A 25,636-nucleotide genomic window follows, 5' to 3' on the forward strand; every position below is an offset into this window, starting at 1 on the left:
CGCGAGCAGGGGATATTTTATACCTGGCCCCACAAAAAGATGCCGCCGCCCGCCAGCGCCAGCCAGGGGCCGAAGGCCAGAGGCTGTTCGAGCGAGCGACGGGTTACCAGGCGCTGCAGTAGCGTCCAGATCAGGCCGCTGGCGGAAGCCAGCAGCAGCGTATGCGGCAGCGCCTGCCAGCCGAGCCACGCGCCGAGCGCCGCCAGCAGCTTGAAATCACCGTAGCCCAGCGCCTCTTTACCGGTCAGCAGACGGAACACCCAGTACACTGACCACAGCGATAGATACCCGGCCATCGCGCCAACGACCGCCTCCGCCAGCGGCGCGAAGAGATCGGTAAGATTGAACAGCAGCCCGGCCCACAGCAGCGGCAGAGTCAGCCTGTCAGGCAGCAGCTGCGTTTGCGCGTCGATGGCGGCGAGGATCAGCAGCAGCGACAATAAAATTAACCCCCCTAGCAGCGGCATGCCCGCAGGGATCAGGTACCCGACCAGCATAAACAGCGCGCCGGTCGCCAGCTCCATCAGCGGATAGCGACGTGAAATCGGTCGCCCGCAGCAGCGCGAACGCCCCTTGAGCCATAAAAAGCTCAGCAGCGGGATATTGTCCCGCCAGGCGATGGGCTGACGGCACCGCGGACAGAATGATGCGGGGAAGCAGAGATTCACTCCCTCTGTGTACTCCATCATCAGCGGTAAACGATGGATAACGACGTTAAAAAAGCTGCCGAACGCCAGTCCGGACAAGAATAAAAAACCGCCCCAGATTAACGGGAATTGCGCGGCGAACTCGGGTAACAATGCGATGTTTTCCACGGCTATTTTTTCTCCTCGGATAGCCACTGTCCCTGCCACTGCCACGGCGTGCGCCCCTGCTTATCTTTACGGCCGGTTTGCGCAACCAGCAGCGTCAGCAGCGCCGGAGCCGCCTGACGGGTTTGCAGCATGCCGTTAAACGTATAGCGCCCGTCGGGCGTCAGAACGCCCTGTCCGGTGAGGCTAAGCTGATGGGAATCCTGGGTCAGGGCGATAGCCAGCGCGCCCGCCGGGGTGCAGCTTAGTTTGCCGCTAACCTGGGCCAGTTCGAGCGAACCGGCGGGGGAGGTGAGCGCCGCATCCTGCCACTGCACGGCGCCCGCGCTTATCTGTCGGCAGCCGCCAGCGTTAAAACGGGCTTCCGGTAGCGTCAGCATCACCTGGCCACGAGCTTCCAGCGGTATCCCGAGCGCCAGCCGCTGGCCGATCGTCCGGGCCGGAATCACGAGTCGGCCTTCGCGCACCACAAACTCGTTCAGGCCGTGCAGCCAGGCCTGGCCGCGCAGGCCGTAGGGGGCGCTAAACGCGATATGCCAGCCGGGAAGCCACGACGAAAAGCCAAACTCCCAGCGTAAATGGGCGATGTCAAAACCGCGCCAGCTGGCCTGACGGGCTTCTCCTTGCCACAGGGTGCCCGTGGTTTCGCCGAGCCGCGCGCCTTCCGGCAGCGCCAGGGCCAGCAGTCTCGCCGGCGCGCTAAGCAGCAGCCAGAAGAGATAGACCGCCGCCAGCAGCAGGCCGATAGTGAGTCTATTTTTCATCGCTGCGCTCCAGCACCAGCGTAGTGACGGTGACCCGGCCGGGCTGCTGCGCCACGGCGGCCACCGTCAGCGTAACGGTGGTCATCCCCGCCTGCCCCAGCGCGTCGAGCCATGCCATCAGCGCCTGAAAATCGGCGGGCTGCACGCTAAGGCCCAGGCGAGCTCCCTGCGGCTGCAGGCGAACGATGGCGATCCCGTGGCGGGCGGCTTCGCGCATAATCACCGTTGATGGCTCTTGCGGCGCGGCAGGCGATTTCTGCTGGCGAAGCTGCTGCAGAAGGGGAGTCTGCTGGCGCATCCACTGCAGACTGGCCTGCTCCCGGGTCAGCGTTTGCCGCCACTGCGTCTCGCGACTTTGCCAGGGCTGCCATAAAGCGTAATAGACCAGGCCGATAATCAGCATCACGCCCATGCCCAGCAGCAGATGCCGTTCGCGGCGCGTACGCTGTTGCCATAAGGTCATCAGGTTATGCATCGTTATCCTCCAGCGTCAGACGCCCTTCAATACCGTCGGCGTGCGGTTTCATTTCCCCGCTCTGCACGCGGAAGCCGGCCCGCGCCCGCTGGCTGAACTGCTCCAGAGCCTGCGATGAGACGGCGGATATCTCCAGCTGCAGCGCGTTGCGCCCGGCATCATAGCTCAGGGTGCGCAGGCGAATGCCCGGCGTTTCAGCAATGATTTGCTGCAGAGCGCCGAGCCGCGAGATGAGCGCCGGCCGGGCGCTTGTGCTTGCCAGCCGACGCAGATGCTGCTGCATTTGCAGACGTGGATTGACGAGGTTTTTTTCGCTTTTGAACCACTGGCGGTAAAAGTCACGGCTGGCCTGTACCGCGGCGTCGGCCTGGCGCGCCAGCGCGAGATGATCGTGGAGGCGATTCCCGCTCCACAGCAGCAGTAGCGCCAGCGCAGCGGCGAGAGCCGGGCGCCAGCGTCGGGGCGTCGGCGCCCGGCGGCGTTCAGGGGCAAAATCGCCCTGGCATAAGCAGGTTTTACGCGCCTGCGGGTTGCTCGCCGCCAGCTCCAGCAAATCCTGCGTCGGCAGAGGTTGCCACGGTGCGGCAATATCCGGCGGCGGCGAGTAGCAGGCGATGGGCGCGAGGTCAGGCCAGTGAACCAGCAGTTCGCCGAGCCATGAGGTTTCCACCGCCATACCGCTCTCCGAATCGTGGCGAAACAGCCACTGCTCGCCGCAGCGTACGGCGCTCCAGCCGGTTGGGTTGTGCGGCAGGGTTAGGGCATCCGGCGTCAGTGCCAGCACGTTGAGTCCGAGTTGTTCGCACCAGGCCTGCCAGGCGCGCATCTTCTCCCGCCCGACCACCGCCACGGCACAATCGCTTTTATCCCGGTGGAGCAGGGCAAAATGGCTCTCCTCGACCTCTGTTGCCAGCTGTTCTTCGAGTAAAAACGCCAGGGCCTGCTGCGCATTTCGGCGCACGCCGGCGGGCAGAGTAACGCGATGAAACGCGCAGTCGCTGGCGGGCACCAGCACCCAGGCCGGATAATGTTGCGCCAGCAGGTTGAGCGTCGGATCGCCAGCGTCAGGATGCCATTCTCCGCTCTGCGCCTCGTCGCCCGGCGCGGCCAGCCGCCATATCGCCGTCGCGGCATCAGGATTGAGGCGAATAATCAGCACGGTGGCGGAAGAGGTATGGTGGTTATTCATCGGCTACCCAATAGATTCCATAGCGCCGCTGGACGACGCCGAAGGTTCGCCCCTGCTTTTGCAGGAGGCTACGTTGCTGATAGCGGGCGCTGCCCATCACTACGCTGAAGGTGGCGATAAAACGCTCGCTGCGCACCGTCAGCCACGGACGCGCGGCGGCGGTATCGGTTTTTTGTAGTATCGGCTGCGACAGGAAAGCGGCGACGCTGCTCCAGCCGGTGGCCGCGCGCGCCTGCAGCAGCTGCCGGGCTTCGGCAAGGGTGAGTTCAGCCGGGAAGAGCGCCGACAGTAGCGCGGCCTGAGCGGGCTGCAGGGTATTGACGTTCACCTGCAGCGTCTCGTCCGGAGGCGCGCAGACGTAGGGCAGCAGACGCTGATAGAGCGTCGCGTCCATCCCGGCCAGCAGGCGCAGTTCGCTGACATCCTGCAGCGGCTGATTGCCGCTCAGATAGCCGGGGGATTGCGCCATATAGACTTCATCTTCCGCGCCGTTCAGCAGCGGCTGGCGATCGCTGTCCACCCAGTCGCGCAGGGCGGCGGTCAGCTGTAAGGCGCGCAGCGGCTCGCTGCCGAGGTTCTCCAGCAGTCGGGTAAAAACCTGTGCGGGATAAGGGATTTCAACGCTTTCGTCGCCGCTGAGCTGGTTAATGGCGTTGAGGTTGAAGCAGGCCTGCGCGTCGCTTAGGGTGGCGTAGATCTCGCCGTCATTGAGCGTAAAACGTCGCCCCTGCTGGGCCCAGTTCTGCGCCAGATGGGTTTGGTTCGGCGAGTCGAGCGCGTCGCGTTGTAGCAACGCCGCCGCCAGGGTTTCCGCCCCCAGCGCGTACCATTTGGCCTGCAGGTTATCGAGGGTCGTCGCGGTTTGCTGATACATCCGCGCGCTGCGCTCGGTCATGGCGCTCGCCAGCACCATCATCAGAGCGAGGATCAGCAGCACCATAAGCAGGGCGACGCCGCGCTGGCGGGTATTCATTGGCTGCCTCCCGGCGTAAGCAGAAACAGCCTTCGGATCTCGCCGTATGGCTCCAGCGTCAGGGTGACCTCCAGCCCCTGGGGCAACCTCTGCGGCTGCTGCCATTCATCCAGCCAGCGGCCGCTGGCGTAAAAGCGCAGACGAAACGCCTGCACGTTGCGCTGCATAACGGTCACCGTGGGCAGACTACCTGGCAGCGGGTCCTGCTGGTCGTAGCTCAGGCGCTCCAGGTGGCTGCCGCGCAGGCGGTAGCTGACGTTCTGAATTTCCGAACGCGGCAGAAGCCCCAGAGGGTTGGGCCAACCGTTGCGGCTAAAAGCGATCGCCCAGTCGTCGCTGCCGAGCTGAAAGCGTCCGGCAAAAAACAGGCTCGCGCTGTCGCGGCTACGGCGGGGAATGATTTGGCTAAAGTCCGCCGCCATCTGGCTGAACGTTTGCTGCAGCGTCTGGATGCGCTCGCCTTTATCGCGGGTGAGCGTATCGGCGCGCATCACATTTTGCAGCACCGTGACCGCAGCGACGCTGAGCGCGGCGAGGATGGCCAACGCCAGCAGCATTTCAACGAGGGTAAATCCGCGAGCTCGCTGGATCATGGCGGCGTCACGTAGGTGCGCAGCGAAGAGACGGGCATCTTTTCGCTTTTGGCATGGCGGACCTCGACGTCCAGCGCCCGCAGCTGCGGGAGGTCGGTTTCCACGCCCTGCCAGCGAATGTGCCAGCTGACGCCCGCCGTCTGCACCGTGGTTTCCGACCAGCTCAGCGCGGGCCAGCGATTTTCCAGCCGTAGCTGCACCAGCTGATTATCCGCCAGCCAGCCGGCCAGAATTTTCTCCTCCATTCGCCCCAGCTGGCGGGTTTGCTGGAGCGTGGCCTGCACCACCGCCAGCCCGGCAAGGGCGAAGACCACCAGCGCGACCATCACTTCTATTAGCGTCATGCCGGCCTGCTTTTTCATGGCGCCTCCTGCGGTTGAGGCTGGCTTTCGCCGCGCGCATTAAACGCGATACCCGTGGCTTCGCCGACGGTCAGCCGAAAGGGGGTCATCTCCCCGCCGGGAAAGATCAGCACATCGGGGTTGTCGCCCGGCGTCCAGGCCTCGCCCTGCGGAAAAGCGAGGCGTAGCTTGTCCCCGATGACGTTACCCGAAGTGGCGACGCGTCCGGCGCTTAGAGGCAGCCAACGATAGCCGTTCCAGTCGTTGCCGATAGAGGGGGGCTCATGGCTTTCGCGGGCTTGCAGAACCAGAAACTGCCATCTATCGGGATGCACCGAGACGCCAAAAAACTGACCGGTTTGTAGACCTCGCTGCTGGACAAAGCGCAGCTGCGCCTCAAAGCGCGCCAGGGTCTGCGCCGCGCTATCATCGCGCGAGGCGGGAAAGGCCAGCAGCACCATGCCTGCGCTGACGCCCATCAGCAGCAAAATGAGCATCATTTCCAGCAACGTAAAGCCGCGCTGTCGCACTATTTTTTCCCAATCGTCCAGTTGCCGATATCGTCATTGCTCTCCGGCACGCCGTCCGGCCCGAGGCTGAAAATATCGACCTGTTCATGCTGGCCGGGGCTTAGCAGCTGGTAATCGTTGCCCCAGGGATCCTGCGGCAGACGGCGAATATAGCCGCCTTCGGGATAGTTGCGCGCGTGCGGCTCGGCCGATGGCGCGCTGACCAGCGCCTGCAGCCCCTGCTCGGTAGTGGGATAGCGGCTGTTGTCCAGTTTGTACATGTCCAGCGCCCCCTCGAGCGCCACAAGATCGCTGACTACTTTTTGCCGATCGGCCTTTTCTTTGTTGCCCATCAGATTGGGCACCACGAGGCTGGCGAGTACGCCGAGGATAACAATCACCACCATGATTTCCAGTAAGGTGAAGCCGCGCTGTCGTTGCATATTTTTCTCCATTAGAACAATTACATACTCATCAGGGTATTGAGTTGCAGTATCGGTTGCAGAATGGCGAGGACGATAAACAGCACCATGCCGGCCATCGCCACTACCAGCAGGGGTTCAAACAGGCTGAGGGCCAGCTGAATTTGCGCGCTCAGATCCCGGTCCTGGTTATCTGCCGCGCGCGCCAGCATGTCGTTGAGCTCGCCGCTCTGTTCGCCGCTGGCGACCATATAGCGCATCATCGGCGGGAAAAGCTGGGTCATTTCGAGCGCGCGATGCAGGCTGACGCCTTCGCGTACCGCGTCGCTGGCGGCTTCGAGCTGGCGCTTAGCCCAGGCGTTGCTTAATACTTCCGCGCTGATGCGCATCGCCAGCAGCAGCGGAACGGCGCTGGCGTTGAGAATGCTCAGAGTACGGGCGTAGCGGGCGCTGTTAACGCTGCGCGCGACCCGGCCAATCAACGGCAGGCGCAGCAGCAGTCTGTGCCAGGCCAGCCGCTTTGCCGGCTGCCGCAGCAGGTAGCGCAGCAGCAGAGCCATGAGCATGGCGGCGAGCAGCAGCCACGGACCGGCGGCGCGCAGCATATCGCTCATCGCCATCAGCAGACGGGTAGAAAACGGCAGCGCCTGCTTAAGGTGGATAAACTGCTCGACAACCTTCGGCACCACCGTCGACAGCAGAATGACGATCACGCTGACCGCCACCAGGGTTAGCACGATGGGGTAAATCATCGCCTGCAGCAGCCGGGCGCGCAGCTGCTGGCGCTGTTCGGTATAGTCCGCCAGCCGGTTCAGTACGCCATCAAGATGGCCGGAAGCTTCGCCGGCGGCGACCATCGCGCAGTAGAGCGCGTCGAAGCAGCCAGGGTAGCCGCGCATCGCTTCCGCCAGCGCGTGGCCTTCCAGCACTTTGCCGCGCACGCCGGCAATCAGGGTTTTCAGCTGCGGTTTCTCACACTGCTGGGCCACCGCGTCGAGCGCTTTTTCCAGCGGGATGGCGGCGGCGACCAGCGTCGCCAGCTGGCGGGTGACGAGGGCGAGATCGCGGGCGTTAGTCCGGCGGATAAAGCGCGGTTGCCCGCCGCCGGCAGCCGGGGCAATATCCAGGGCCAGCCAGTTCTTATCCCGCAGCAGCTGGCGCGCGTGGCGGGCGGAGTCCGCCTGCTGGATGCCGCGCCGGGTTTTACCCTTTTCATCAACAGCCTGATAGCGAAAAAGCGCCATGTCAGGAGGCCTCCGCGATCTGCTGTTCGGTGACCCGCAGGACCTCTTGCCAGCTGGTGAGCCCCGCCAGCGCCTTTTCCCGCCCGGCATGGCGTAGGGTGACATAGTCCGTTCCCAGCTGTTGGATCAGCGTCACCTCGTTTTCGCCGCGGTGGATAGCCATGCGCACGCGATCGTCCACCAGCAATAGTTCGTGAATGCCGGTACGTCCGCGATAGCCGGTAAAGCCGCACTCGGCGCAGCCCCGGGCATGCCAGAGCGCCGTGCCGGGGGCGATCTCCATCTGGCGGGCGGTATCGGCATTGGCCGGCTCCTGCTGGCGACAGTGCGGGCAGAGCCGGCGCACCAGCCGCTGCGACATCACCGCCAGCAGCGAGGTGGAGAGCAGAAAAGGCTCGACGCCCATATCCTGCAGGCGCGAGATGGCGCCCAGCGCGCTATTGGTATGCAGCGTTGAGAGCACCAGATGGCCGGTTAGCGAGGCCTGAACGGCGATTTGCGCCGTTTCGCCGTCGCGGATTTCGCCCACCAGCACCACGTCAGGGTCCTGGCGCAAAATGGCGCGCAGCCCGCGGGCAAAGGTCATATCGACTTTCGCGTTAACCTGAGTCTGACCGATGCCCTCCAGCTCATATTCGATAGGATCTTCAATGGTCATGATGTTGCGCTCGCGGGCATCGAGGCGGCTTAGCGCGGCGTAGAGGATGGTGCTTTTTCCCGAGCCGGTCGGCCCGGTCACCAGCACGATGCCGTGCGGGCGGGCGATCAGTCCATCTACCTGCTGGAGCAGCGCGGGCGGCATCCCGAGGGTCAGCAGGTCGAGATTAACGCTGTTTTTATCGAGCAGACGCAGCACCACGCGTTCGCCGTAGCTCGACGGCAGGGTGGAGACGCGGACATCGACGGCGCGTCCGCCAATACGCAGCGCCATGCGCCCATCCTGAGGAATGCGTTTTTCGGCGATATCAAGGCTCGCCATCACCTTAATGCGCGAGATCAGCAGCGCGGCGAGGCGGCGCTGGGGGCGCAGGATTTCGCGCAGTACGCCGTCGACGCGAAAGCGAATTTGCAGGTGGCGTTCATAGGTTTCGATATGAATATCCGACGCTTTCTCTTTGATAGCCTCGGTGAGCATGGCGTTAATCAGGCGGATAATCGGCGCGTCGTCTTCGCTATCCAGAAGATCGTCGGTGTCCGGCAGCTCTTCGGCAAGGGTGTACAGATCCAGCTCGTTGCCGATATCCGCCATCATGCGCCGCGCCTCGACGGAGTCGCGCTGATAGCTCAGCACCAGCAGCTTTTCGAACGCCTCTGCTTCCAGTCGTTCCAGGCTGAACGGCATCCCGGCCACCCGGCGAGCTTCCAGCAGCGCCTGCGGCGCGGTGGCGGCAAGGCAGAAAACCTCGCAGCTTGCGCCGTTGCTCAGGAGCATCACGTTGTGCGCGCGGGCGTAGCTGAAGGGGAGCAGCGGACGTCGTTCAGCGGCGGGCATCATAGATTGCCTCCCAGATTGAACGCGTCGATGGCGGCGCTGACCTGGCGGAACGCGGCGGTATCCTGGCGCGGGTAGATCTCCAGCAGATCGTTACTCAGCATCGCGTCGTTGTTCTCTTTGCCGCGCTGTTTGCTCTGGGCGTCGTTAAACGCGGTGTACTGCCCGGATGAAGCCTGACGGTACTCGTCTCGGTCGCGGATCACCGTTGGACGAATGAACAGCATCAGGTTGCGCTTGGAGACCTTTTTGCTGGTGGAGCGGAACAGCGCGCCAATCACCGGGATATCGCCGAGCAGAGGGACTTTATCGGCGGTGTCGGAGACGCTTTTATCCAGCAGGCCGCCGACGACCACCGTTTCGCCGCTGCCGACCAGTACGGCGTTATTCACCGTACGGGTATTGAAGGTCGCGCCGAGATCCGAACTGGTGCTGGAGGCGGCATCCGCCACGCTCGAAACCTCCTGTTCGATCTCCAGCAGGACCGAATCGCCTTCGTTAATTTGCGGCTTTACCTTCAGCTTGATGCCGACGGTTTTACGCTCGACGGTATTGAAGATGTTATCGCCGGAGGTGGTTTGCGAGCCGGTCAGCACCGGGACTTCCTGGCCGACGTTAAAGGTGGCCTCCATGTTGTCGAGGGTGACAATGCTCGGCGTGGCGAGAATATCGTTCTTGGTGCTGCTTGAGAGTGCGGTGAGCAGCATTGCCCAGTTGCCCTGGTAGAAGCCGGCGGCAATGCCGTTGAAGGAGCTAAGGGCGCTGGCCAGGGAGCTGCTGACGGTGCCGTCTTTGTTGTACTGGTTGGCCCCGGCGATGGCCGTAGATATTGGCAGACCGCTGTTGGTGAACTGGGTCATCCCGGCGTTTTTATTGGCCCACTGGATGCCGAGGTTAAGACCGTCAGCGTCCTGCACTTCGGCGATGATCGCCTCCACCAGCACCTGTGGACGGCGGATATCCAACTGATCGATTACCCGTTCAAGATCGTTCATCACGTCAGGGGCGGCGGTGACAATCAGGGCGTTGGTCTGTCCGTGCGCTTTGATAATAATATTTTTATCCAGCGCCGCCACCGGCTTCGCGGCCTGCTTTTCGCTCTGCATCGTGCTGCTGATGCCAGTCAGCACTTCGACCAGGTCGGCGGCTTTGGCGTATTTCAGATAGATCACTTTGGTGTTGCCCTGCGTCGCCTGCTGGCGGTCGAGCTGCTTAATCATGGCGACGATCCGCTGGCGAGAGTTGGGCTCGCCGCTGACCAGCACCGCGTTGGTGCGCTCGTCGGCCACCACGTTGGCGACCATCGAGCCGGGCAGGGCCGATTTGCTGGTATCTTTGTTGAGTTCAGTCACCAGCTTGACCACATCGGCGGCGGAGGCCCATGAGAGGGGAACGGTCACCACGCTGCGGTCTCCGGCGTTATCGACGCGTTCGACGATGGTCAACAGACGCTTGATCACCGCCGCGCGGCCGGTCATCAGCAGGACGTTGGAGGGTTCATAGTGCACCACGCTGCCCGCGCCGGCGTTATCGTTAAGCTGGCGCAGCAGCGGCGCCAGATCGCGGGCGGCGACGTTAGTCAGCGGCACGACGCGGGTGACGACCTCATCGCCAGTACCCGGTGCGGCATCGCTCGCCACCGGCACCGCGGCGGTTTTCGCATCCTTCGAACGAACGACTTTCAGGACGCCGTTATTCATATTAATCACCGCGAAGCCATAGACATCGAGGACGCTGAGGAAAAATTGATAATATTGCTCTTCGTTGAGCATATCGTAGCTACGTACGGTAATGGTGCCGCGTACGCTGGGATCGATAATGACCGTTTTATTCAGGTTTTTACTGACCGTATTGATAAATTCCTGAATGTCGGTGCCCTTAAAGCTGGCGGAAAACTCTTCCGCCGCGGCCGGTTTGAATATCAGCGCGGCGAATATCAGCAGCGTCAGGAAAAATGGGCGGGTAACGTTGGTGATGATCAATTATTCATCCCTCAGATCTAGAGAAATATCTTGTTTCTGGCCGTCGCGTTCAACGGTAAGGGTTATTTCGGTTAATTCCGGTAGCTGAGCTAATGCCTGGCGAGACTGTTCTTTATCGCGGAGATCCAGGCCGTTCAGGGCAATCGCCAGATCGTTTTCCTTGAGACCCGCCTGGCGAAATAACGCCGGTTTTTTTCCCGCATTCAGGCGATATCCGCTGAGCTTGTCGTTGACCATGACCGGCGAAATATTGAGGTAATGAAGAATATTTTGCGGCTGCGCGCGGAGCTCCTGCGCCAATTGGCCGGCTGGCGGCGCGGCGCTAATTTTGCCGGCGGCGGGCGGGTCGTTAAACAGCGGGATAGCCTCATTTGTGCCGCGGTAATTAACTATCAGGCGGTCGGGGAAAATGGCGACAATTTTCGCCTCTCCGCCCGGCGTGTTATCGCCAATCCCGAGGCTAACCTGTTGATTCCCCTTCATCATGATAGCAATGGCGCGAGAGGGATCGGTACTGGCGAGCAGGCCGGTTACGCGCAGTTTGAGCGCCGAAACGGGCGCCTGCTCGAGATTGTCGCCGTTTGCGGAGGAGGGCGTTTTCTCCGCCACGCCAAATAGCGTAAAGCGCGGCAGCGCCGTTTCCGGGGAGGGCGCGGCGGGCACCGTCGTATCGGCAGAGCTTAATGCGTTATCCGTAAAGTTTACCGGGAGAATTATTTTCCAGGTTAATTGGGCGAGCTGCTGGCAGATAAAAAATAATATGATGAACGTCACAATATGAGGCACGTAATTAATTATTTTTTTATTTGATATTGTTAATCTCATCACGGAATTAGGCATTTTTATTCCTTTGCTCATTCTATTTCCCTCAGTAAAAGGTACCGCCCTACCGATATTGGTGGGGATTTTTTTATGGTGAGCGTGCTTATTGCGGGAATCTGCGTAGGTCGCTGCGAATGATAAAGAGTTTGGCTATTGCGGTCGTCATTCCCTTTTTATTTTTTCTCCTCCGGCCGCCTACGCCCCCACACAATGAGCGAACGGATGATTGAACCGGAGAGAGCAAGAATATCTAATTATCGACGCTTTAAAGATATGCTCGTTATTTTTTTATGGTGCTTAAGTGCGCCAGGAATAGTTTCGCGTATATATCACTTCATATAATTTAATCAGCATGTATAGGGACTATCGAATGCTCAGATATACCCGTAATGCCCTGGTTCTGGGATCGCTGGTTTTACTTAGCGGCTGCGATAACGGATCCTCTTCTTCTTCCTCTGGAAATCCCGACACTCCTGGTAATCAGGATGTGGTTGTACGTTTACCTGACGTTGCCGTACCCGGCGAAGCGGCCACGGCGGCAGAAAACCAGGCGGTCATCCACCTGGTGGATATTGCCGGCATCACCAGCAACAACGCGGCGGACTACAGCAGCAAAAACCTCTATCTGTGGAATAACGAAACCTGCGATGCGCTCAGCGCGCCGGTAGCGGACTGGAATGACGTCAGCACCACCCCGAGCGGCAGCGATAAATATGGCCCGTACTGGGTGATTCCGCTCAACAAAGAGAGCGGTTGTATCAACGTCATCGTTCGCGACGGCACCAATAAACTGATCGATAGCGATCTGCGGGTGGCGTTTAGCGACTTCACCGATCGTACCGTATCGGTGATCGCCGGTAACAGCGCGGTCTATGACTCCCGCGCCGACGCTTTCCGCGCCGCTTTTGGCGTCGCGCTGGCCGAAGCCCACTGGGTCGATAAAAATACGCTGCTGTGGCCGGGCGGACAGGACAAGCCCATCGTGCGCCTCTACTACAGCCACAGCAGTAAAGTGGCAGCGGATGGCGAAGGCAAATTTACCGACCGTTACCTGAAACTGACGCCGACTACGGTCAATCAGCAGGTCAGCATGCGTTTCCCGCATCTTTCCAGCTATGCGGCTTTTAAGCTGCCGGACAATGCGAACGTTGACGAGCTGCTGCAGGGCGAAACGGTCGCCATTGCCGCCGCAGAGGACGGGATCCTGATTTCCGCCACCCAGGTGCAGACGGCGGGCGTCCTGGATGACACCTATGCCGAAGCGGCGGAAGCGCTGAGCTACGGCGCGCAGTTGACCGACGGCGGCGTCACCTTCCGCGTCTGGGCGCCGACTGCTCAGCTGGTGGATGTGGTGGTCTACAGCGCGGACAAAAAAGTGATTGGCAGCCATCCTATGACCCGCGACAGCGCTTCCGGCGCGTGGTCGTGGCAGGGGGGCAGCGATCTGAAAGGCGCGTTCTACCGCTATGCGATGACGGTTTATCACCCGCAGTCGCGCAAGGTTGAACAGTATGAAGTCACCGACCCGTATGCGCATAGCCTGTCGACCAACTCGGAGTACAGCCAGGTGGTCGATCTCAACGACAGCGCCCTGAAGCCTGACGGCTGGGATAGCCTGACGATGCCGCATGCCCAGAAGACAAAAGCGGATTTAGCGAAGATGACGATCCATGAATCGCATATTCGCGATCTCTCCGCCTGGGACCAGACCGTTCCGGCCGAACTGCGCGGTAAATATCTCGCGCTGACCGCCGGCGACAGCAATATGGTACAGCATCTGAAGAAGCTCTCCGCCTCAGGCGTCACGCACATCGAGCTGCTGCCGGTCTTCGATCTGGCGACGGTGAACGAGTTCAGTGACAAAGTCGCCGATATTCAGCAGCCGTTCAGCCGCCTGTGCGAAGTGAACAGCGCGGTGAAAAGCAGTGAATTCGCCGGATACTGCGACAGCGGCTCCACCGTGGAGGAGGTGCTGAACCAGCTCAGGCAGAGCGATAGCCAGGATAATCCGCAGGTACAGGCGCTGAATACGCTGGTGGCGCAGACCGACTCCTATAACTGGGGCTACGATCCGTTCCACTACACGGTTCCGGAAGGATCCTACGCGACCGATCCGGAAGGCACGACGCGCATCAAAGAGTTCCGTACCATGATTCAGGCGATCAAGCAGGATCTGGGGATGAACGTGATCATGGACGTGGTATATAACCACACCAATGCCGCGGGTCCGACCGACCGCACGTCGGTGCTGGATAAGATAGTGCCCTGGTACTATCAGCGTCTGAATGAAACCACCGGCAGCGTTGAATCCGCCACCTGCTGTTCCGACTCTGCGCCGGAGCATCGGATGTTCGCCAGGCTGATTGCCGACTCGCTGGCGGTATGGACCAAGGATTATAAAATCGATGGTTTCCGCTTCGATCTGATGGGCTATCATCCGAAAGCGCAAATTCTCTCGGCGTGGGAGCGCATTAAAGCCCTGAATCCGGACATCTACTTCTTTGGTGAAGGCTGGGATTCAAACCAGAGCGACCGCTTTGAAATCGCCTCGCAGATCAATCTGAAAGGCACCGGTATCGGGACGTTCTCCGATCGTCTGCGCGACTCCGTGCGCGGCGGCGGCCCGTTTGATTCCGGCGATGCGCTGCGTCAAAACCAGGGCGTTGGCAGCGGCGCTGGCGTATTACCAAACGAGCTCACCAGCCTGAACGATGATCAGGTCCGTCATCTGGCCGATCTGACCCGTCTGGGGATGGCCGGTAACCTTGCTGACTTTGTGATGATCGACAAAGACGGCGCGGTGAAGAAAGGCAGCGAAATTGACTATAACGGCGCGCCTGGCGGCTATGCCGCAGATCCGACGGAAGTCGTCAACTATGTTTCGAAGCACGACAACCAGACGATGTGGGATATGATCAGCTATAAAGCGTCCCAGGAAGCCGACCTGGCGACCCGCGTTCGCATGCAGGCCGTTTCGCTGGCGACGGTGATGCTCGGGCAGGGGATCGCTTTCGACCAGCAGGGTTCTGAACTGCTGCGCTCGAAATCCTTTACCCGCGACTCCTACGACTCCGGCGACTGGTTTAACCGCGTGGATTATTCCCTGCAGGACAATAACTACAACGTTGGTATGCCGCGCATCAGCGATGACGGCAGTAACTATGACGTGATTTCGCGCGTCAAAGATATGGTTGCCGCTCCGGGCGAAGCGGAGCTGAAGCAGATGACCGCCTTCTACCAGGAGCTGACCGAGCTGCGTAAATCCTCGCCGCTGTTCACCTTAGGTGAGGGCAGCGCGGTGATGAAGCGCGTTGATTTCCGTAATACTGGTTCAGACCAGCAGGCCGGTCTGCTGATTATGACCGTGGATGACGGGGTGAAAGCGGGCGCCAGTCTGGATAGCCGTCTTGACGGCCTGGTGGTGGCGATCAACGCTGCGCCGGAAAGCCGTACGCTAAATGAGTTTGCCGGTGAGACGCTGCAGCTGAGCGCGATCCAGCAGGCGGCGGGCGAAAATTCGCTGGCTCACGGCGTGCAGATTGCCGCAGACGGCACGGTCACCCTGCCGGCATGGGCGGTGGCGGTGCTGGAAATGCCGCAGGGCGATGCTCAGGGCGCGGGGCTGCCGGTCAGCAGCAAGTAAGACCTTAACCTCCCGGCCCGCGGCGTACAAACCGCGGGCCGGGATGGCGTGTCCTGATTAAGGAGAAAACCGTGCTTGTTCGTGAACAAGAACCGTACCCGCCGTCCAATCCCCCGGCGGGGGGCGGAAAAATGGTGCAAATTCCCTGCGTGACCGTACCGCTGTATGCCGCGCTGCTGATTGCGCTCGGCTGGTTTGGCGGCGAGCAGTGGCGGAATAAACCCGTCCCGCAGCCGATAACGCAGCCGGTAGCCCATGCGGCGTTAGTGCCGCTGAATCAACCGGCGGTCGAAACTGCCGTCAAGCCGGTTAAAGCCGGGCCAGAAACGCAGGCCGTTGCGGAGGCGCCGATCGATGAAGATCATCTGCCGCCTCTGCGCTACAGCGCGCACGTCTACGCCACCCTGGCGGAGAAACGCAGCATTGTATTAAACGGACAATCCTGGAAGGAGGGCGACTCGCCGCTGGCGAATCTGGTTATCGAGCAGATCCAGCAGGATCTCACCGTCTTTAGCTTCAACGGTAAAACGTTTACCCTCGCGGCGCTGGATGACTGGCCGGGCGGGACGATTGAGGAGAGTCCGCAGGGAGAATAAAAATAGCGCGAGCGGAATTAAAATAACCGCTATTTATTGCCGCGCAGGCTATCAATAAATGGCGCCAGCTGGCGATTAAACTGGCTGCATTTTGTGGCTTCCGGGGTACTATCCTGCTGGAGCTGTTGATATAGCTGCGCGCTGCGCTGGCTCAGCAGATTATCATCAATATTTGCCCATCCGCGTTTTTTACCGACGTTTATTGCCGCACGGTTAATTGCGTCATCGGCAGGCAGATCGCTGCGGTTGCATTTATTCTTCAGATAGCGCGCCCCGGCGGCGACGGAGGCAAGCTGCTCAAGCTGAGCCTCACCGCTAACCGCAGGACTCAGGGTTGTCTGACGATTTTGCTGACAGCCTGAGATCAGGGCAACCGCCATAAGCGGAAATATAATAAAGTTGCGCATAATCTATTAAGCAGAAAAATTAATTGGCTGACAGTTTAACAAATATTTTTCGGCAGTCATCAGAAAATCTGCCAAATTATAAATGTTAAGTGGCTCGCGTTTTTATCATTGCGCTCTTTTAAATCTCATTTTCTTTCATCTGGGTCGTTTCTGTTTTCCGGCGGAAATAATATTTTCCGGCCTTACTGCTTCGGTTTGTTTCTGCGGCCAGCAGAAGGTTACGGGCGCACATTTTTATGTTGTTAAAAAACATCACAATTTCCCTGAGGTTGTCCGGCGAGGATGTAAAATGCTGGTTAAGAATGTCGCGGTTTAGTGCTATCCTGTATTCCCTGGACAATCCGTTCCGTGTCCCGAATAATTCTGTCGATGAAGCGTGTAACAATGTGATTTGTATGGTGAATTTTTAAAGTGAAAATCATGCGAGCGACATGATAATGCGTCGCGTAGTCCATAAATGGTTGCCTGAAAAACAACACCTTCGGGCGGCAATTTGAGAGATTTCTTCTTTCCCCCATCCGGGGAAACATTGAGAATCAGGCCTTTACGCCTGTAAGTTGCGGAGAAAAAGCATGGCGGGAGATGACCGCGAGCCGATCGGACGTAAGGGGAGACCCTCGCGCCAGGCAAAACAAAAGGTAACTCGCCGTCGGGTTCGGGAAGAGGACTACGACGACGATTACGATGATGACTATGAGGATGAAAAACCGATGCCGAGGAAAGGAAAAGGCAAAGGCGGTAAACCCCCTCGTCGTAAACGCACCTGGCTGTGGCTGCTGATTAAAATTGGGGTCGTCTGTGCGGTATTGATTGCCGCCTATGGCGTCTACCTTGACCAGAAAATCCGCAGCCGCATTGACGGGAAAGTCTGGGATCTGCCCGCGGCGGTTTATGGCCGGATGGTCAACCTTGAGCCGGATATGCAGATCAGCAAAAACGAAATGGTGCGCCTGCTCAACGCGACGCAGTATCGCCAGGTGAGCGCGATGACGCGTCCGGGGGAATATACGGTACAGGCCAACAGTATCGAGATGATCCGCCGTCCGTTCGATTTCCCGGACAGTAAAGAAGGCCAGGTGCGCGCGCGTCTGACCTTTAATGGCGATCGTCTCGACACCATCGAGAACATGGATAATAACCGCCAGTTCGGTTTCTTCCGTCTCGATCCGCGCCTGATCACTATGCTGCAATCGGCTAACGGCGAACAGCGTCTGTTTGTGAAGCGCAACGGCTTCCCGGATCTGCTGGTGGATACTCTGCTGGCGACGGAAGACCGCCATTTTTACGAACACGACGGCATCAGCCTTTACTCCATTGGCCGTGCGGTGCTGGCTAACCTGACCGCCGGTCGTACGGTGCAGGGGGCGAGTACGCTGACCCAGCAGCTGGTGAAGAACCTGTTCCTCTCCAGCGAACGTTCGTACTGGCGCAAGATTAACGAAGCCTATATGGCGCTGATCGTCGATGCCCGCTACAGCAAGGATCGTATCCTTGAGCTGTACATGAACGAGGTGTACCTCGGTCAGAGCGGCGATAACGAGATCCGCGGCTTCCCGCTGGCGAGCCTCTATTACTTTGGTCGTCCGGTGGAAGAGCTCAGCCTCGATCAGCAGGCGCTGCTGGTGGGGATGGTAAAAGGCGCGTCGGTTTACAACCCGTGGCGTAACCCGAAGCTGGCGCTGGAGCGACGCAACCTCGTGCTGCGTCTTCTGCAGCAGCAGCAGGTTATCGATCAGGAGCTGTATGACATGCTCAGCGCGCGTCCGCTGGGCGTACAGCCGCGCGGTGGGGTGATCTCTCCGCAGCCGGCGTTTATGCAGATGGTGCGTCAGGAGCTGCAGGCGAAACTGGGCGATAAAGTCAAAGATCTCTCCGGCGTGAAGATCTTTACCACCTTCGATTCCGTGGCGCAGGATGCGGCGGAAAAAGCGGCGATAGAGGGTATTCCGGCGCTGAAGAAACAGCGTAAGCTACCGGATCTGGAAACCGCGATGGTGGTTGTCGACCGCTTCACCGGCGAAGTACGGGCGATGGTCGGCGGGGCGGAGCCGCAGTTTGCTGGCTATAACCGCGCAATGCAGGCGCGCCGTTCGATTGGCTCGCTGGCAAAACCGGCGACCTATCTGACCGCGCTAAGTCAGCCGAATCAGTATCGTCTAAATACCTGGATCGCCGATGCGCCTATCTCGATTCGTCTGTCTAACGGCCAGACATGGTCGCCGCAGAACGACGATCGTCGCTACAGCGAGAGCGGGAAGGTGATGCTGGTTGACGCGCTGACGCGTTCAATGAACGTGCCGACGGTGAATCTCGGGATGGCGCTGGGCCTGCCGGCGGTGGTTGATACCTGGACTAAACTGGGCGCGCCCAGGAATCAGCTGAATGCGGTTCCTTCTATGCTGCTGGGGGCGCTGAACCTGACGCCGATTGAAGTGGCGCAGGCGTTCCAGACCATTGCCAGCGGTGGCAACCGCGCGCCGCTGTCAGCGCTGCGTTCGGTGATCGCTGAAGATGGTACCGTACTCTATCAAAGCTATCCGCAGGCGGAACGGGCGGTATCGGCGCAGGCGGCTTATATGACGCTCTGGACTATGCAGCAGGTGGTGCAGCGCGGTACCGGTCGTCAGCTGGGCGCGAAGTATCCGGGCCTGCATCTGGCGGGTAAAACCGGGACCACCAACAACAACGTTGATACCTGGTTTGCCGGTATTGACGGCGGTCAGGTGACCATTACCTGGGTGGGACGCGATAATAACCAGCCGACTAAGCTGTACGGCGCCAGCGGCGCAATGTCGATTTACCAGCGCTATCTGGCTAACCAGACGCCGACTCCGCTGGTCCTGACTCCGCCGGAAGATGTGGTGGATATGGGCGTCGATAGCAGCGGTAACTTTGTCTGCAGCGGCGGCATGCGTTCGCTTCCGGTATGGACGACCTCGCCGGACGCGCTTTGTCGCCAGGGCGAACTGATTCAACAGCAGCAGCTCCAGCAGCAGCAGGCGAATAATCCGTTCAATCAGTCCGGGCAACAGCCGCAACAGCAGCAAAATCAGCAGCAACCGCCGAAGCAGGAGAAGAGCGATGGCGTAGCGGGCTGGATTAAAGATATGTTCGGCGGTAATTAACTCGTCGTTGCATCCTGAAAGCCGGCGCCTTGTTGGTTGAGTGGGTGCAGGAATAGTGGCCCTCTAATACCTCAGTATTAGAGGGCCTTTTTATATCTGTAAATTAATTAACAGCCTTATAACCCCACAATTACCGTCTGGTTATTTATTCATCCTTTGATAGCCCGCAGGGGGCATATTTCTTGCCTTGCCGCGCTCGTTTCGCCTATTATGTCAGCCGTTATAATAATAATTCTCGTTTACGTTATCATTCACTTCTATCAGAGATATACCCATGGCGCGTCTTAAAACTGCTCAGCCAAATCACTCGCTGCGTAAAATCGCAGCTGTAGTAGCCACGGCGGTTAGCGGCATGTCTGTTTATGCACAGGCGGCAGTTGAACCGAAAGAAGAAACCATTACCGTAACCGCCGCTCCGGCTCCGCAGGAGAGCGCCTGGGGACCGGCAGCGACCATCGCGGCGCGACAATCGGCCACCGGTACCAAAACAGATACTCCTATTCAAAAGGTGCCACAGTCTATTTCCGTGGTGACCGCTGAGGAAATGGCGCTACATCAACCAAAGTCCGTTAAAGAAGCATTGAGCTATACACCTGGTGTTGCCGTGGGAACGCGTGGCGCCTCTAATACTTACGACTATCTGATCATCCGCGGTTTCGCTGCTGATGGCCAAAGCCAGAATAACTTTCTGAATGGCCTGAAAATGCAGGGGAACTTCTATAATGACGCGGTGATTGATCCCTATATGCTGGAGCGTGCGGAAGTCATGCGCGGTCCGATTTCCGTACTTTACGGAAAGAGCAGCCCGGGTGGTTTGCTGAATATGGTCAGCAAGCGTCCTACAACGGAACCGCTAAAAGAAGTCCAGTTTAAAATGGGTACCGATAACCTATGGCAGACCGGATTTGACTTCAGCGATGCGATTGACGAGGACGGCGTTTATTCTTATCGCCTGACTGGGTTGGCGCGCTCTGCCAATGCTCAGCAGAAAGGCGCTGAGGAGCAACGTTACGCGATTGCACCCGCTTTTAGCTGGCGCCCGGATGATAAAACCAACTTTACGTTCCTCTCCTATTTTCAGAATGAACCGGAGACCGGGTACTACGGCTGGTTGCCGAAAGAGGGAACGGTGTCACCGTTACCGAACGGTAATCGTCTCCCAACCGACTTCAACGAAGGCGCCAACAACAACACTTACTCGCGTAATGAGAAAATGGTTGGCTATAGCTTTGACCACGAATTCAACGATACCTTTACCGTGCGCCAGAACCTACGTTACGCGCAAAATAAAGTTTCGCAGAACAGTGTCTACGGCTATGGGATGTGTTCTGACCCGCTTTATTCGAGCAACCCAGCCACCAGCCCTTGCGCCAGTGTTCCTCAGTCACAATGGGGCCATACGCTGACCCGACAGTACGTAATTGATAATGAAAAATTACAGAATTTCTCTGTCGATACCCAGTTGCAAAGCAAGTTCGCGACCGGCTCAGTAGATCATATCCTGCTGACTGGCGTTGATTTCATGCGGATGCGTAACGATATCGATTCCTGGTTTGGCTATGCGGGTTCAGTGACGCCATCCGATATCTATAATCTTGATCGCAGCGATTTTGATTTTGGTTCGCACCCTGGGCCATCAGGTGCTTATCAAGTGCTGAATAAACAGAAACAGACTGGTCTTTACGTACAAGACCAGGCGCAGTGGGAAAAAGTGCTGGTTACTCTGGGGGGGCGTTATGACTGGGCGAAGCAGGATTCGCTCAACCGTGTTACCGCGACGCAGAGTTCCAGAAATGATAAACAATTTACCTGGCGCGGTGGTGTTAACTACCTGTTCGATAATGGTATAACGCCTTATTTCAGCTATAGCGAATCGTTTGAGCCAGCCTCGCAGACCGGTGCAAGCGGTAATGTTTTTGCTCCATCTAAAGGCAAACAGTACGAAGCTGGTGTGAAATACGTACCCAACGATCGTCCTATTGTCATTACCGGTGCCCTTTATCAGTTGACCAAAACCAATAACCTGATGGCCGATCCTGCAGGTTCGTTCTTCTCGGTTGAAGGTGGTGAAATTCGCTCGCGCGGCGTAGAGATTGAAGCCAAAGCTGCGCTTTCCGCTAGCGTCAACGTTGTCGGTTCTTATACCTATACCGATGCGCAATACACTACGGATACCTCCTACAAAGGTAATACGCCGGCTCAAGTGCCAAAGCATATGGCATCCCTGTGGGGGGACTACACTTTATTTAACGGCCCGCTATCTGGACTGACATTGGGTACTGGCGCACGTTTCACTGGCTCCAGCTATGGCGATCCAGCGAACTCCTTCAAGGTGGGTAGTTACACGGTTGTTGATGCATTAGTCCGTTATGACCTGGCCCGCTTGGGTATGGCAGGTTCTAACGTGGCGCTTCACGTGAACAACTTGTTTGACCGAGAGTATGTGGCAAGCTGCTTTAATACTTATGGCTGCTTCTGGGGCGCTGAGCGTCAGGTTGTGGCGACCGCGACTTTCCGTTTCTAACCACTTAACGGGCGCGGTTCGCCGCGCCTCTTACCAGGTTCCGTTATGCAGGAAAACATTCCGCACTCCGATACGACGTTTTCACTGGACCGCGTGACCTTCCGCGTGCCCGGCCGAACGCTGCTGCATCCTCTGTCGTTAACCTTCCCGGCGGGAAAAGTCACGGGCCTGATTGGCCATAACGGCTCCGGCAAATCGACGCTGCTGAAAATGCTTGGCCGCCATCAGCCGCCTTCGGACGGGGAGGTTTTGCTTGACGGTCAGCCGCTCGATAGCTGGGGCAGTAAAGCCTTTGCCCGCAAGGTGGCTTATCTGCCGCAGCAGTTGCCCCCGGCGGAAGGCATGACGGTGCGCGAACTGGTGGCTATCGGCCGCTACCCGTGGCACGGGGCTCTGGGGCGTTTTGGCGCGGCGGACCGGGAAAAAGTGGAAGAGGCGATTGCGCTGGTCGGGCTAAAACCGCTGGCCCATCGACTGGTGGACAGCCTCTCCGGCGGCGAACGCCAGCGCGCGTGGATTGCCATGCTGGTGGCCCAGGATAGCCGCTGCCTGCTGCTCGATGAACCCACCTCGGCGCTGGATATCGCCCACCAGGTGGATGTGCTGGCGCTGGTTCATCGCCTGAGCCAGCAGCGCGGGCTGACGGTGATCGCCGTACTGCATGATATCAATATGGCGGCGCGCTACTGCGACTATCTGGTTGCGCTGCGCGGCGGTGAAATGATCGCTCAGGGAACGCCCGCGGAGCTGATGCGCAGCGAAACTCTGGAACAAATTTACGGTATCCCGATGGGGATCCTGCCGCATCCGGCTGGCGCAGCGCCGGTAAGTTTTGTCTATTGATGGAAAACCTCACACTCATCACGCGGCGGCGCCTGCTGACCGCGATGGCGCTGTCGCCGCTGCTGTGGCAGATGCGCGGCGCGCGGGCGGCGGAAGTTGATCCGCAGCGTATTGTCGCGCTCGAATGGCTGCCGGTAGAGCTGCTGCTGGCGTTGGGCGTCACGCCCTACGGCGTTGCCGATATCCCTAACTACAGGCTGTGGGTCAATGAACCGGCGCTGCCTGATTCGGTGATTGATGTTGGGCTGCGCACCGAACCCAATCTGGAGCTGCTGACGCAGATGAAGCCGTCGTTTCTGGTCTGGTCGGCAGGGTACGGCCCGGCGGCGGAAAAGCTGGCGCGTATTGCGCCCGGACGAGGATTCACCTTCAGCGACGGCAAGCGTCCGCTGATGATGGCTCAGCAGTCGCTTAGCGAAATGGCTGACCTGATCGGCAGGCAGCAGGAAGCGAAGCGCCATCTGGCGGAATTTGACGCGCTGATGGAGAGCCTGCGTCCGCGCTTTGCCCGCCGCGGCGATCGCCCGCTGCTGATGATTACCCTGCTTGATACCCGCCACGTGCTGGTCTTTGCGCAGAACTGTCTGTTCCAGGAAGTGCTCGACCGCTTTGCCATCAAAAATGCCTGGCAGGGCGAGACCACCTTCTGGGGCAGCGTCACCGTCGGTATTGACCGGCTGGCGGCCTACAGAGATGCCGACGTTATCTGCTTCGATCACGGCAATGCGCGGGAGATGGCGCAGCTCACGGCGACGCCGCTGTGGCAAGCGATGCCGTTTGTTCGCGCAGGGCGTTTTCAGCGCGTCCCGGCGGTGTGGTTCTATGGCGCGACGCTATCGGCGATGCATTTTGCCCGCGTGCTGGCCGACGCTCAGGGGGGCCCGGTGTGAGATCGCGTATTTCGCCTTTGGCGACATCTCTGCTGTTAACTCTGCTTATCGTCGCTGCTGCGCTGACGCTGTTCAACCTCAACGTGGTGCTGCCGCGAAGCGAATGGGGGCAGGCGCTGTGGCAGCCTAATATCGATAATATCGCTCAGATGCTGTTCCACTACAGCCTGCTGCCGCGGCTGGTTATATCGTTGCTCGTCGGCGCCGGGCTGGGGCTGGTGGGCGTGCTGTTCCAGCAGGTGCTACGTAACCCGCTGGCGGAACCGACGACGCTCGGCGTAGCGACCGGGGCGCAGCTGGGCATGACGGTCACCACGCTGTGGGCGATCCCTGGCGTGCTGGCGTCGCAGTTCGCCGCGCTTGCCGGGGCGTGCATTGTCGGCGCGCTGGTGTTTGGTGTGTCGTGGGGCAAACGCCTCTCGCCGGTGACGTTGATTCTGGCTGGGCTGGTAGTCAGCCTGTACTGCGGCGCGCTTAATCAACTGATGGCGATCTTCCATCACGATCAGCTGCAAAGTATGTTCCTGTGGAGCACCGGAACCCTGACCCAGACCGACTGGAGCGTGGCGCAGCGACTGTGGCCGCAGCTGCTGGGCGGAGCCATTTTAACGCTGCTGCTGCTGCGTCCGCTGACCCTGATGGGGCTGGACGACGGCGTGGCGCGCAACCTCGGACTGGCGCTCTCGCTGGCACGGCTGGGGGCGTTGACCCTGGCGATTGTCATCAGCGCCCTGTTGGTGAATGCGGTGGGGATTATTGGCTTTATCGGCCTGTTCGCGCCGCTGCTGGCGAAGATGCTGGGCGCTCGTCGTCTGCTATCGCGCTTGCTGCTGGCGGCGCTGATTGGCGCGCTGCTGCTGTGGCTCTCCGATCAGGTTATCCTCTGGCTGGCCCGGGTGTGGATGGAAGTCTCCACCGGTTCGGTAACCGCCCTGATTGGCGCGCCGCTGCTGCTATGGCTGCTGCCGCGCCTGCGCAGCATTAGCGCGCCGGTGATGAACGGTGGCGCCAGGGTGCAGGCTGAACGGCAACATGTGCTGTGGTTCGCGCTGGGCGGGCTGGCGCTGCTGCTGCTGGCCATCGTCGCTGCGCTGGCTTTCGGCCGCGATGCGCAGGGCTGGCACTGGGCCAGCGGTACGCTACTGGATGAGCTAATGCCCTGGCGCTGGCCGCGCATTCTGGCGGCGCTGTTCGCTGGCGTAATGCTGGCGGTAGCGGGCTGCATTATCCAGCGTTTGACCGGTAATCCGATGGCCAGTCCGGAAGTGCTCGGCATCAGCTCAGGCGCGGCGTTTGGCGTGGTGGTGATGCTGTTCTTTGTGCCGGGAAATGCCTTTGGCTGGCTGCTGCCCGCCGGTAGCCTCGGAGCGGCGGCGACGCTGCTGATCATCCTGATTGCCGCCGGACGCGGCGGGTTCTCGCCGCATCGCATGCTGCTGGCAGGGATGGCGCTGAGCACGGCGTTTACCATGCTGCTGATGATGCTGCAGGCCAGCGGCGATCCGCGAATGGCGCAGATCCTGACGTGGATTTCCGGCTCAACCTACAGCGCCACGCCGGAACTCGTGATGCGCAGCGGCGCGGTGATGCTTGTTCTGCTTACGCTGACGCCATTTTGCCGTCGCTGGCTGACGATTCTGCCGCTGGGCGGCGAGGCGGCGAAGGCGGTCGGCATGGCGCTGACGCCGTCACGTATCGGGCTACTGCTGCTGGCGGCATGTTTGACCGCGGCCGCAACGCTAACGATTGGCCCCCTCAGCTTCGTGGGATTAATGGCGCCGCATATTGCGCGTATGATGGGATTCCGGCGTACGATGCCGCATATGGCGATCTCCGGCCTGATTGGCGGGGTGCTGCTGGTGTTCGCCGACTGGTGCGGCCGGATGCTGATGTTTCCGTATCAGATCCCGGCGGGATTGCTGTCGACGTTTATCGGCGCGCCGTACTTTATCTATCTGTTGAGAAAGCAGAGTCGGTAGCTTTTCATCAT

The 25,636-nt window shown here is 59.6% G+C and carries 21 protein-coding genes; 7 read left to right on the plus strand and 14 right to left on the minus strand.

Annotated elements, in window-relative coordinates; translation table 11 throughout:
• Positions 1-17 precede the first annotated feature (17 nt).
• From HMPREF3178_RS13870 to gspC, 13 genes are read right to left on the minus strand one after another with little or no spacing between them, the layout of a single operon-like run.
• A complete protein-coding gene (locus HMPREF3178_RS13870; RefSeq protein WP_017144963.1) occupies positions 18-815 on the minus strand; it encodes a prepilin peptidase in 798 nt (265 codons plus the stop codon).
• 2 nt (positions 816-817) lie between these two features.
• Entirely contained in the window at positions 818-1,576 is a 759-nt protein-coding gene (locus HMPREF3178_RS13875; RefSeq protein ID WP_017144962.1) for a type II secretion system protein N, read from the minus strand.
• Positions 1,566-2,051: a type II secretion system protein GspM gene (gene gspM / locus HMPREF3178_RS13880; RefSeq protein ID WP_016808874.1), complete on the minus strand. Its 486-nt coding sequence runs from the start codon at positions 2,049-2,051 to the stop codon at positions 1,566-1,568. The genes HMPREF3178_RS13875 and gspM overlap by 11 nt, the downstream gene beginning before the upstream one ends.
• Positions 2,044-3,240 carry a type II secretion system protein GspL gene (gene gspL / locus HMPREF3178_RS13885; RefSeq protein ID WP_017144961.1) on the minus strand — a complete coding sequence of 399 codons (1,197 nt, stop codon included), beginning with the start codon at positions 3,238-3,240 and terminating at the stop codon, positions 2,044-2,046. Before gspL ends, gspM begins: the two co-directional genes overlap by 8 nt.
• A complete protein-coding gene (gene gspK, locus HMPREF3178_RS13890) occupies positions 3,233-4,213 on the minus strand; it encodes a type II secretion system minor pseudopilin GspK (RefSeq protein WP_017144960.1) in 981 nt (326 codons plus the stop codon). Before gspK ends, gspL begins: the two co-directional genes overlap by 8 nt.
• The gene (gene gspJ / locus HMPREF3178_RS13895) at positions 4,210-4,806 is read right to left on the minus strand and encodes a type II secretion system minor pseudopilin GspJ (protein WP_004110660.1); all 597 of its coding nucleotides are present in this window, start codon (positions 4,804-4,806) and stop codon (positions 4,210-4,212) included. The genes gspK and gspJ overlap by 4 nt, the downstream gene beginning before the upstream one ends.
• Positions 4,803-5,168 (minus strand): type II secretion system minor pseudopilin GspI, encoded by a 366-nt coding sequence (gene gspI, locus HMPREF3178_RS13900; protein WP_004110668.1) that lies wholly within the window; start codon positions 5,166-5,168, stop codon positions 4,803-4,805. The genes gspJ and gspI overlap by 4 nt, the downstream gene beginning before the upstream one ends.
• Positions 5,165-5,677, minus strand: a complete 513-nt coding sequence (gene gspH / locus HMPREF3178_RS13905; RefSeq protein ID WP_017144959.1) for a type II secretion system minor pseudopilin GspH — start codon at positions 5,675-5,677, stop codon at positions 5,165-5,167. Before gspH ends, gspI begins: the two co-directional genes overlap by 4 nt.
• On the minus strand, positions 5,677-6,099 hold the full coding sequence (gene gspG / locus HMPREF3178_RS13910) for a type II secretion system major pseudopilin GspG (RefSeq protein ID WP_004107983.1): 423 nt from the start codon (positions 6,097-6,099) through the stop codon (positions 5,677-5,679). Before gspG ends, gspH begins: the two co-directional genes overlap by 1 nt.
• A gap of 20 nt (positions 6,100-6,119) precedes the next feature.
• Complete coding sequence (gspF, locus tag HMPREF3178_RS13915; protein WP_017144958.1) at positions 6,120-7,322, minus strand: type II secretion system inner membrane protein GspF; 1,203 nt, start codon at positions 7,320-7,322, stop codon at positions 6,120-6,122.
• A 1-nt stretch (position 7,323) separates the two neighbouring features.
• Positions 7,324-8,817 (minus strand): type II secretion system ATPase GspE, encoded by a 1,494-nt coding sequence (gene gspE, locus HMPREF3178_RS13920; RefSeq protein ID WP_070585236.1) that lies wholly within the window; start codon positions 8,815-8,817, stop codon positions 7,324-7,326.
• Positions 8,814-10,796, minus strand: a complete 1,983-nt coding sequence (pulD, locus tag HMPREF3178_RS13925; RefSeq protein ID WP_004107980.1) for a GspD family T2SS secretin variant PulD — start codon at positions 10,794-10,796, stop codon at positions 8,814-8,816. The genes gspE and pulD overlap by 4 nt, the downstream gene beginning before the upstream one ends.
• Positions 10,797-11,636: a type II secretion system protein GspC gene (gene gspC / locus HMPREF3178_RS13930; protein WP_017144956.1), complete on the minus strand. Its 840-nt coding sequence runs from the start codon at positions 11,634-11,636 to the stop codon at positions 10,797-10,799.
• 352 nt (positions 11,637-11,988) lie between these two features.
• Here gspC and pulA point away from each other — a divergent pair, with 352 nt between their 5' ends.
• On the plus strand, positions 11,989-15,261 hold the full coding sequence (pulA, locus tag HMPREF3178_RS13935; protein WP_017144955.1) for a pullulanase-type alpha-1,6-glucosidase: 3,273 nt from the start codon (positions 11,989-11,991) through the stop codon (positions 15,259-15,261).
• A 71-nt stretch (positions 15,262-15,332) separates the two neighbouring features.
• Positions 15,333-15,857 (plus strand): type II secretion system assembly factor GspB, encoded by a 525-nt coding sequence (gene gspB / locus HMPREF3178_RS13940; protein WP_017144954.1) that lies wholly within the window; start codon positions 15,333-15,335, stop codon positions 15,855-15,857.
• A gap of 29 nt (positions 15,858-15,886) precedes the next feature.
• On the opposite strand, the gene pulS is transcribed toward gspB, so the two are convergent.
• Positions 15,887-16,264: a GspS family T2SS pilot lipoprotein variant PulS gene (gene pulS, locus HMPREF3178_RS13945; RefSeq protein ID WP_017144953.1), complete on the minus strand. Its 378-nt coding sequence runs from the start codon at positions 16,262-16,264 to the stop codon at positions 15,887-15,889.
• Positions 16,265-16,836: 572 nt separating this feature from the next.
• Here pulS and mrcB point away from each other — a divergent pair.
• The 5 genes from mrcB (at position 16,837) to fhuB (ending at position 25,625) form a co-directional block, all read left to right on the plus strand.
• Positions 16,837-19,389, plus strand: a complete 2,553-nt coding sequence (mrcB, locus tag HMPREF3178_RS13950; protein ID WP_070585238.1) for a bifunctional glycosyl transferase/transpeptidase — start codon at positions 16,837-16,839, stop codon at positions 19,387-19,389.
• 274 nt (positions 19,390-19,663) lie between these two features.
• Positions 19,664-21,913: a ferrichrome porin FhuA gene (gene fhuA / locus HMPREF3178_RS13955; RefSeq protein ID WP_016808881.1), complete on the plus strand. Its 2,250-nt coding sequence runs from the start codon at positions 19,664-19,666 to the stop codon at positions 21,911-21,913.
• 45 nt (positions 21,914-21,958) lie between these two features.
• The gene (gene fhuC, locus HMPREF3178_RS13960) at positions 21,959-22,756 is read left to right on the plus strand and encodes a Fe3+-hydroxamate ABC transporter ATP-binding protein FhuC (RefSeq protein WP_004107972.1); all 798 of its coding nucleotides are present in this window, start codon (positions 21,959-21,961) and stop codon (positions 22,754-22,756) included.
• Entirely contained in the window at positions 22,756-23,646 is an 891-nt protein-coding gene (gene fhuD / locus HMPREF3178_RS13965) for a Fe(3+)-hydroxamate ABC transporter substrate-binding protein FhuD (RefSeq protein WP_016808882.1), read from the plus strand. The genes fhuC and fhuD overlap by 1 nt, the downstream gene beginning before the upstream one ends.
• Positions 23,643-25,625: a Fe(3+)-hydroxamate ABC transporter permease FhuB gene (gene fhuB / locus HMPREF3178_RS13970; protein WP_053064621.1), complete on the plus strand. Its 1,983-nt coding sequence runs from the start codon at positions 23,643-23,645 to the stop codon at positions 25,623-25,625. The genes fhuD and fhuB overlap by 4 nt, the downstream gene beginning before the upstream one ends.
• Positions 25,626-25,636 lie beyond the last annotated feature (11 nt).

It is taken from the genome of Klebsiella sp. HMSC09D12 (assembly GCF_001808475.1).
Classification (GTDB): domain Bacteria; phylum Pseudomonadota; class Gammaproteobacteria; order Enterobacterales; family Enterobacteriaceae; genus Klebsiella; species Klebsiella oxytoca.

Excerpts from the sequence above, each read along its gene's own strand:
- gspI (WP_004110668.1), bottom strand. The coding sequence starts at position 5,168 with ATGAAAAAGCAGGCCGGCATGACGCTAATAGAAGTGATGGTCGCGCTG.
- gspJ (WP_004110660.1), bottom strand. The coding sequence starts at position 4,806 with ATGATCCAGCGAGCTCGCGGATTTACCCTCGTTGAAATGCTGCTGGCG.
- mrcB (WP_070585238.1), top strand. The coding sequence starts at position 16,837 with ATGGCGGGAGATGACCGCGAGCCGATCGGACGTAAGGGGAGACCCTCG.
- pulS (WP_017144953.1), bottom strand. The coding sequence starts at position 16,264 with ATGCGCAACTTTATTATATTTCCGCTTATGGCGGTTGCCCTGATCTCA.
- gspG (WP_004107983.1), bottom strand. The coding sequence starts at position 6,099 with ATGCAACGACAGCGCGGCTTCACCTTACTGGAAATCATGGTGGTGATT.
- gspM (WP_016808874.1), bottom strand. The coding sequence starts at position 2,051 with ATGCATAACCTGATGACCTTATGGCAACAGCGTACGCGCCGCGAACGG.
- fhuD (WP_016808882.1), top strand. The coding sequence starts at position 22,756 with ATGGAAAACCTCACACTCATCACGCGGCGGCGCCTGCTGACCGCGATG.
- gspF (WP_017144958.1), bottom strand. The coding sequence starts at position 7,322 with ATGGCGCTTTTTCGCTATCAGGCTGTTGATGAAAAGGGTAAAACCCGG.
- gspK (WP_017144960.1), bottom strand. The coding sequence starts at position 4,213 with ATGAATACCCGCCAGCGCGGCGTCGCCCTGCTTATGGTGCTGCTGATC.
- fhuC (WP_004107972.1), top strand. The coding sequence starts at position 21,959 with ATGCAGGAAAACATTCCGCACTCCGATACGACGTTTTCACTGGACCGC.
- pulA (WP_017144955.1), top strand. The coding sequence starts at position 11,989 with ATGCTCAGATATACCCGTAATGCCCTGGTTCTGGGATCGCTGGTTTTA.
- HMPREF3178_RS13875 (WP_017144962.1), bottom strand. The coding sequence starts at position 1,576 with ATGAAAAATAGACTCACTATCGGCCTGCTGCTGGCGGCGGTCTATCTC.
- gspE (WP_070585236.1), bottom strand. The coding sequence starts at position 8,817 with ATGATGCCCGCCGCTGAACGACGTCCGCTGCTCCCCTTCAGCTACGCC.
- gspL (WP_017144961.1), bottom strand. The coding sequence starts at position 3,240 with ATGAATAACCACCATACCTCTTCCGCCACCGTGCTGATTATTCGCCTC.
- fhuA (WP_016808881.1), top strand. The coding sequence starts at position 19,664 with ATGGCGCGTCTTAAAACTGCTCAGCCAAATCACTCGCTGCGTAAAATC.
- gspC (WP_017144956.1), bottom strand. The coding sequence starts at position 11,636 with ATGCCTAATTCCGTGATGAGATTAACAATATCAAATAAAAAAATAATT.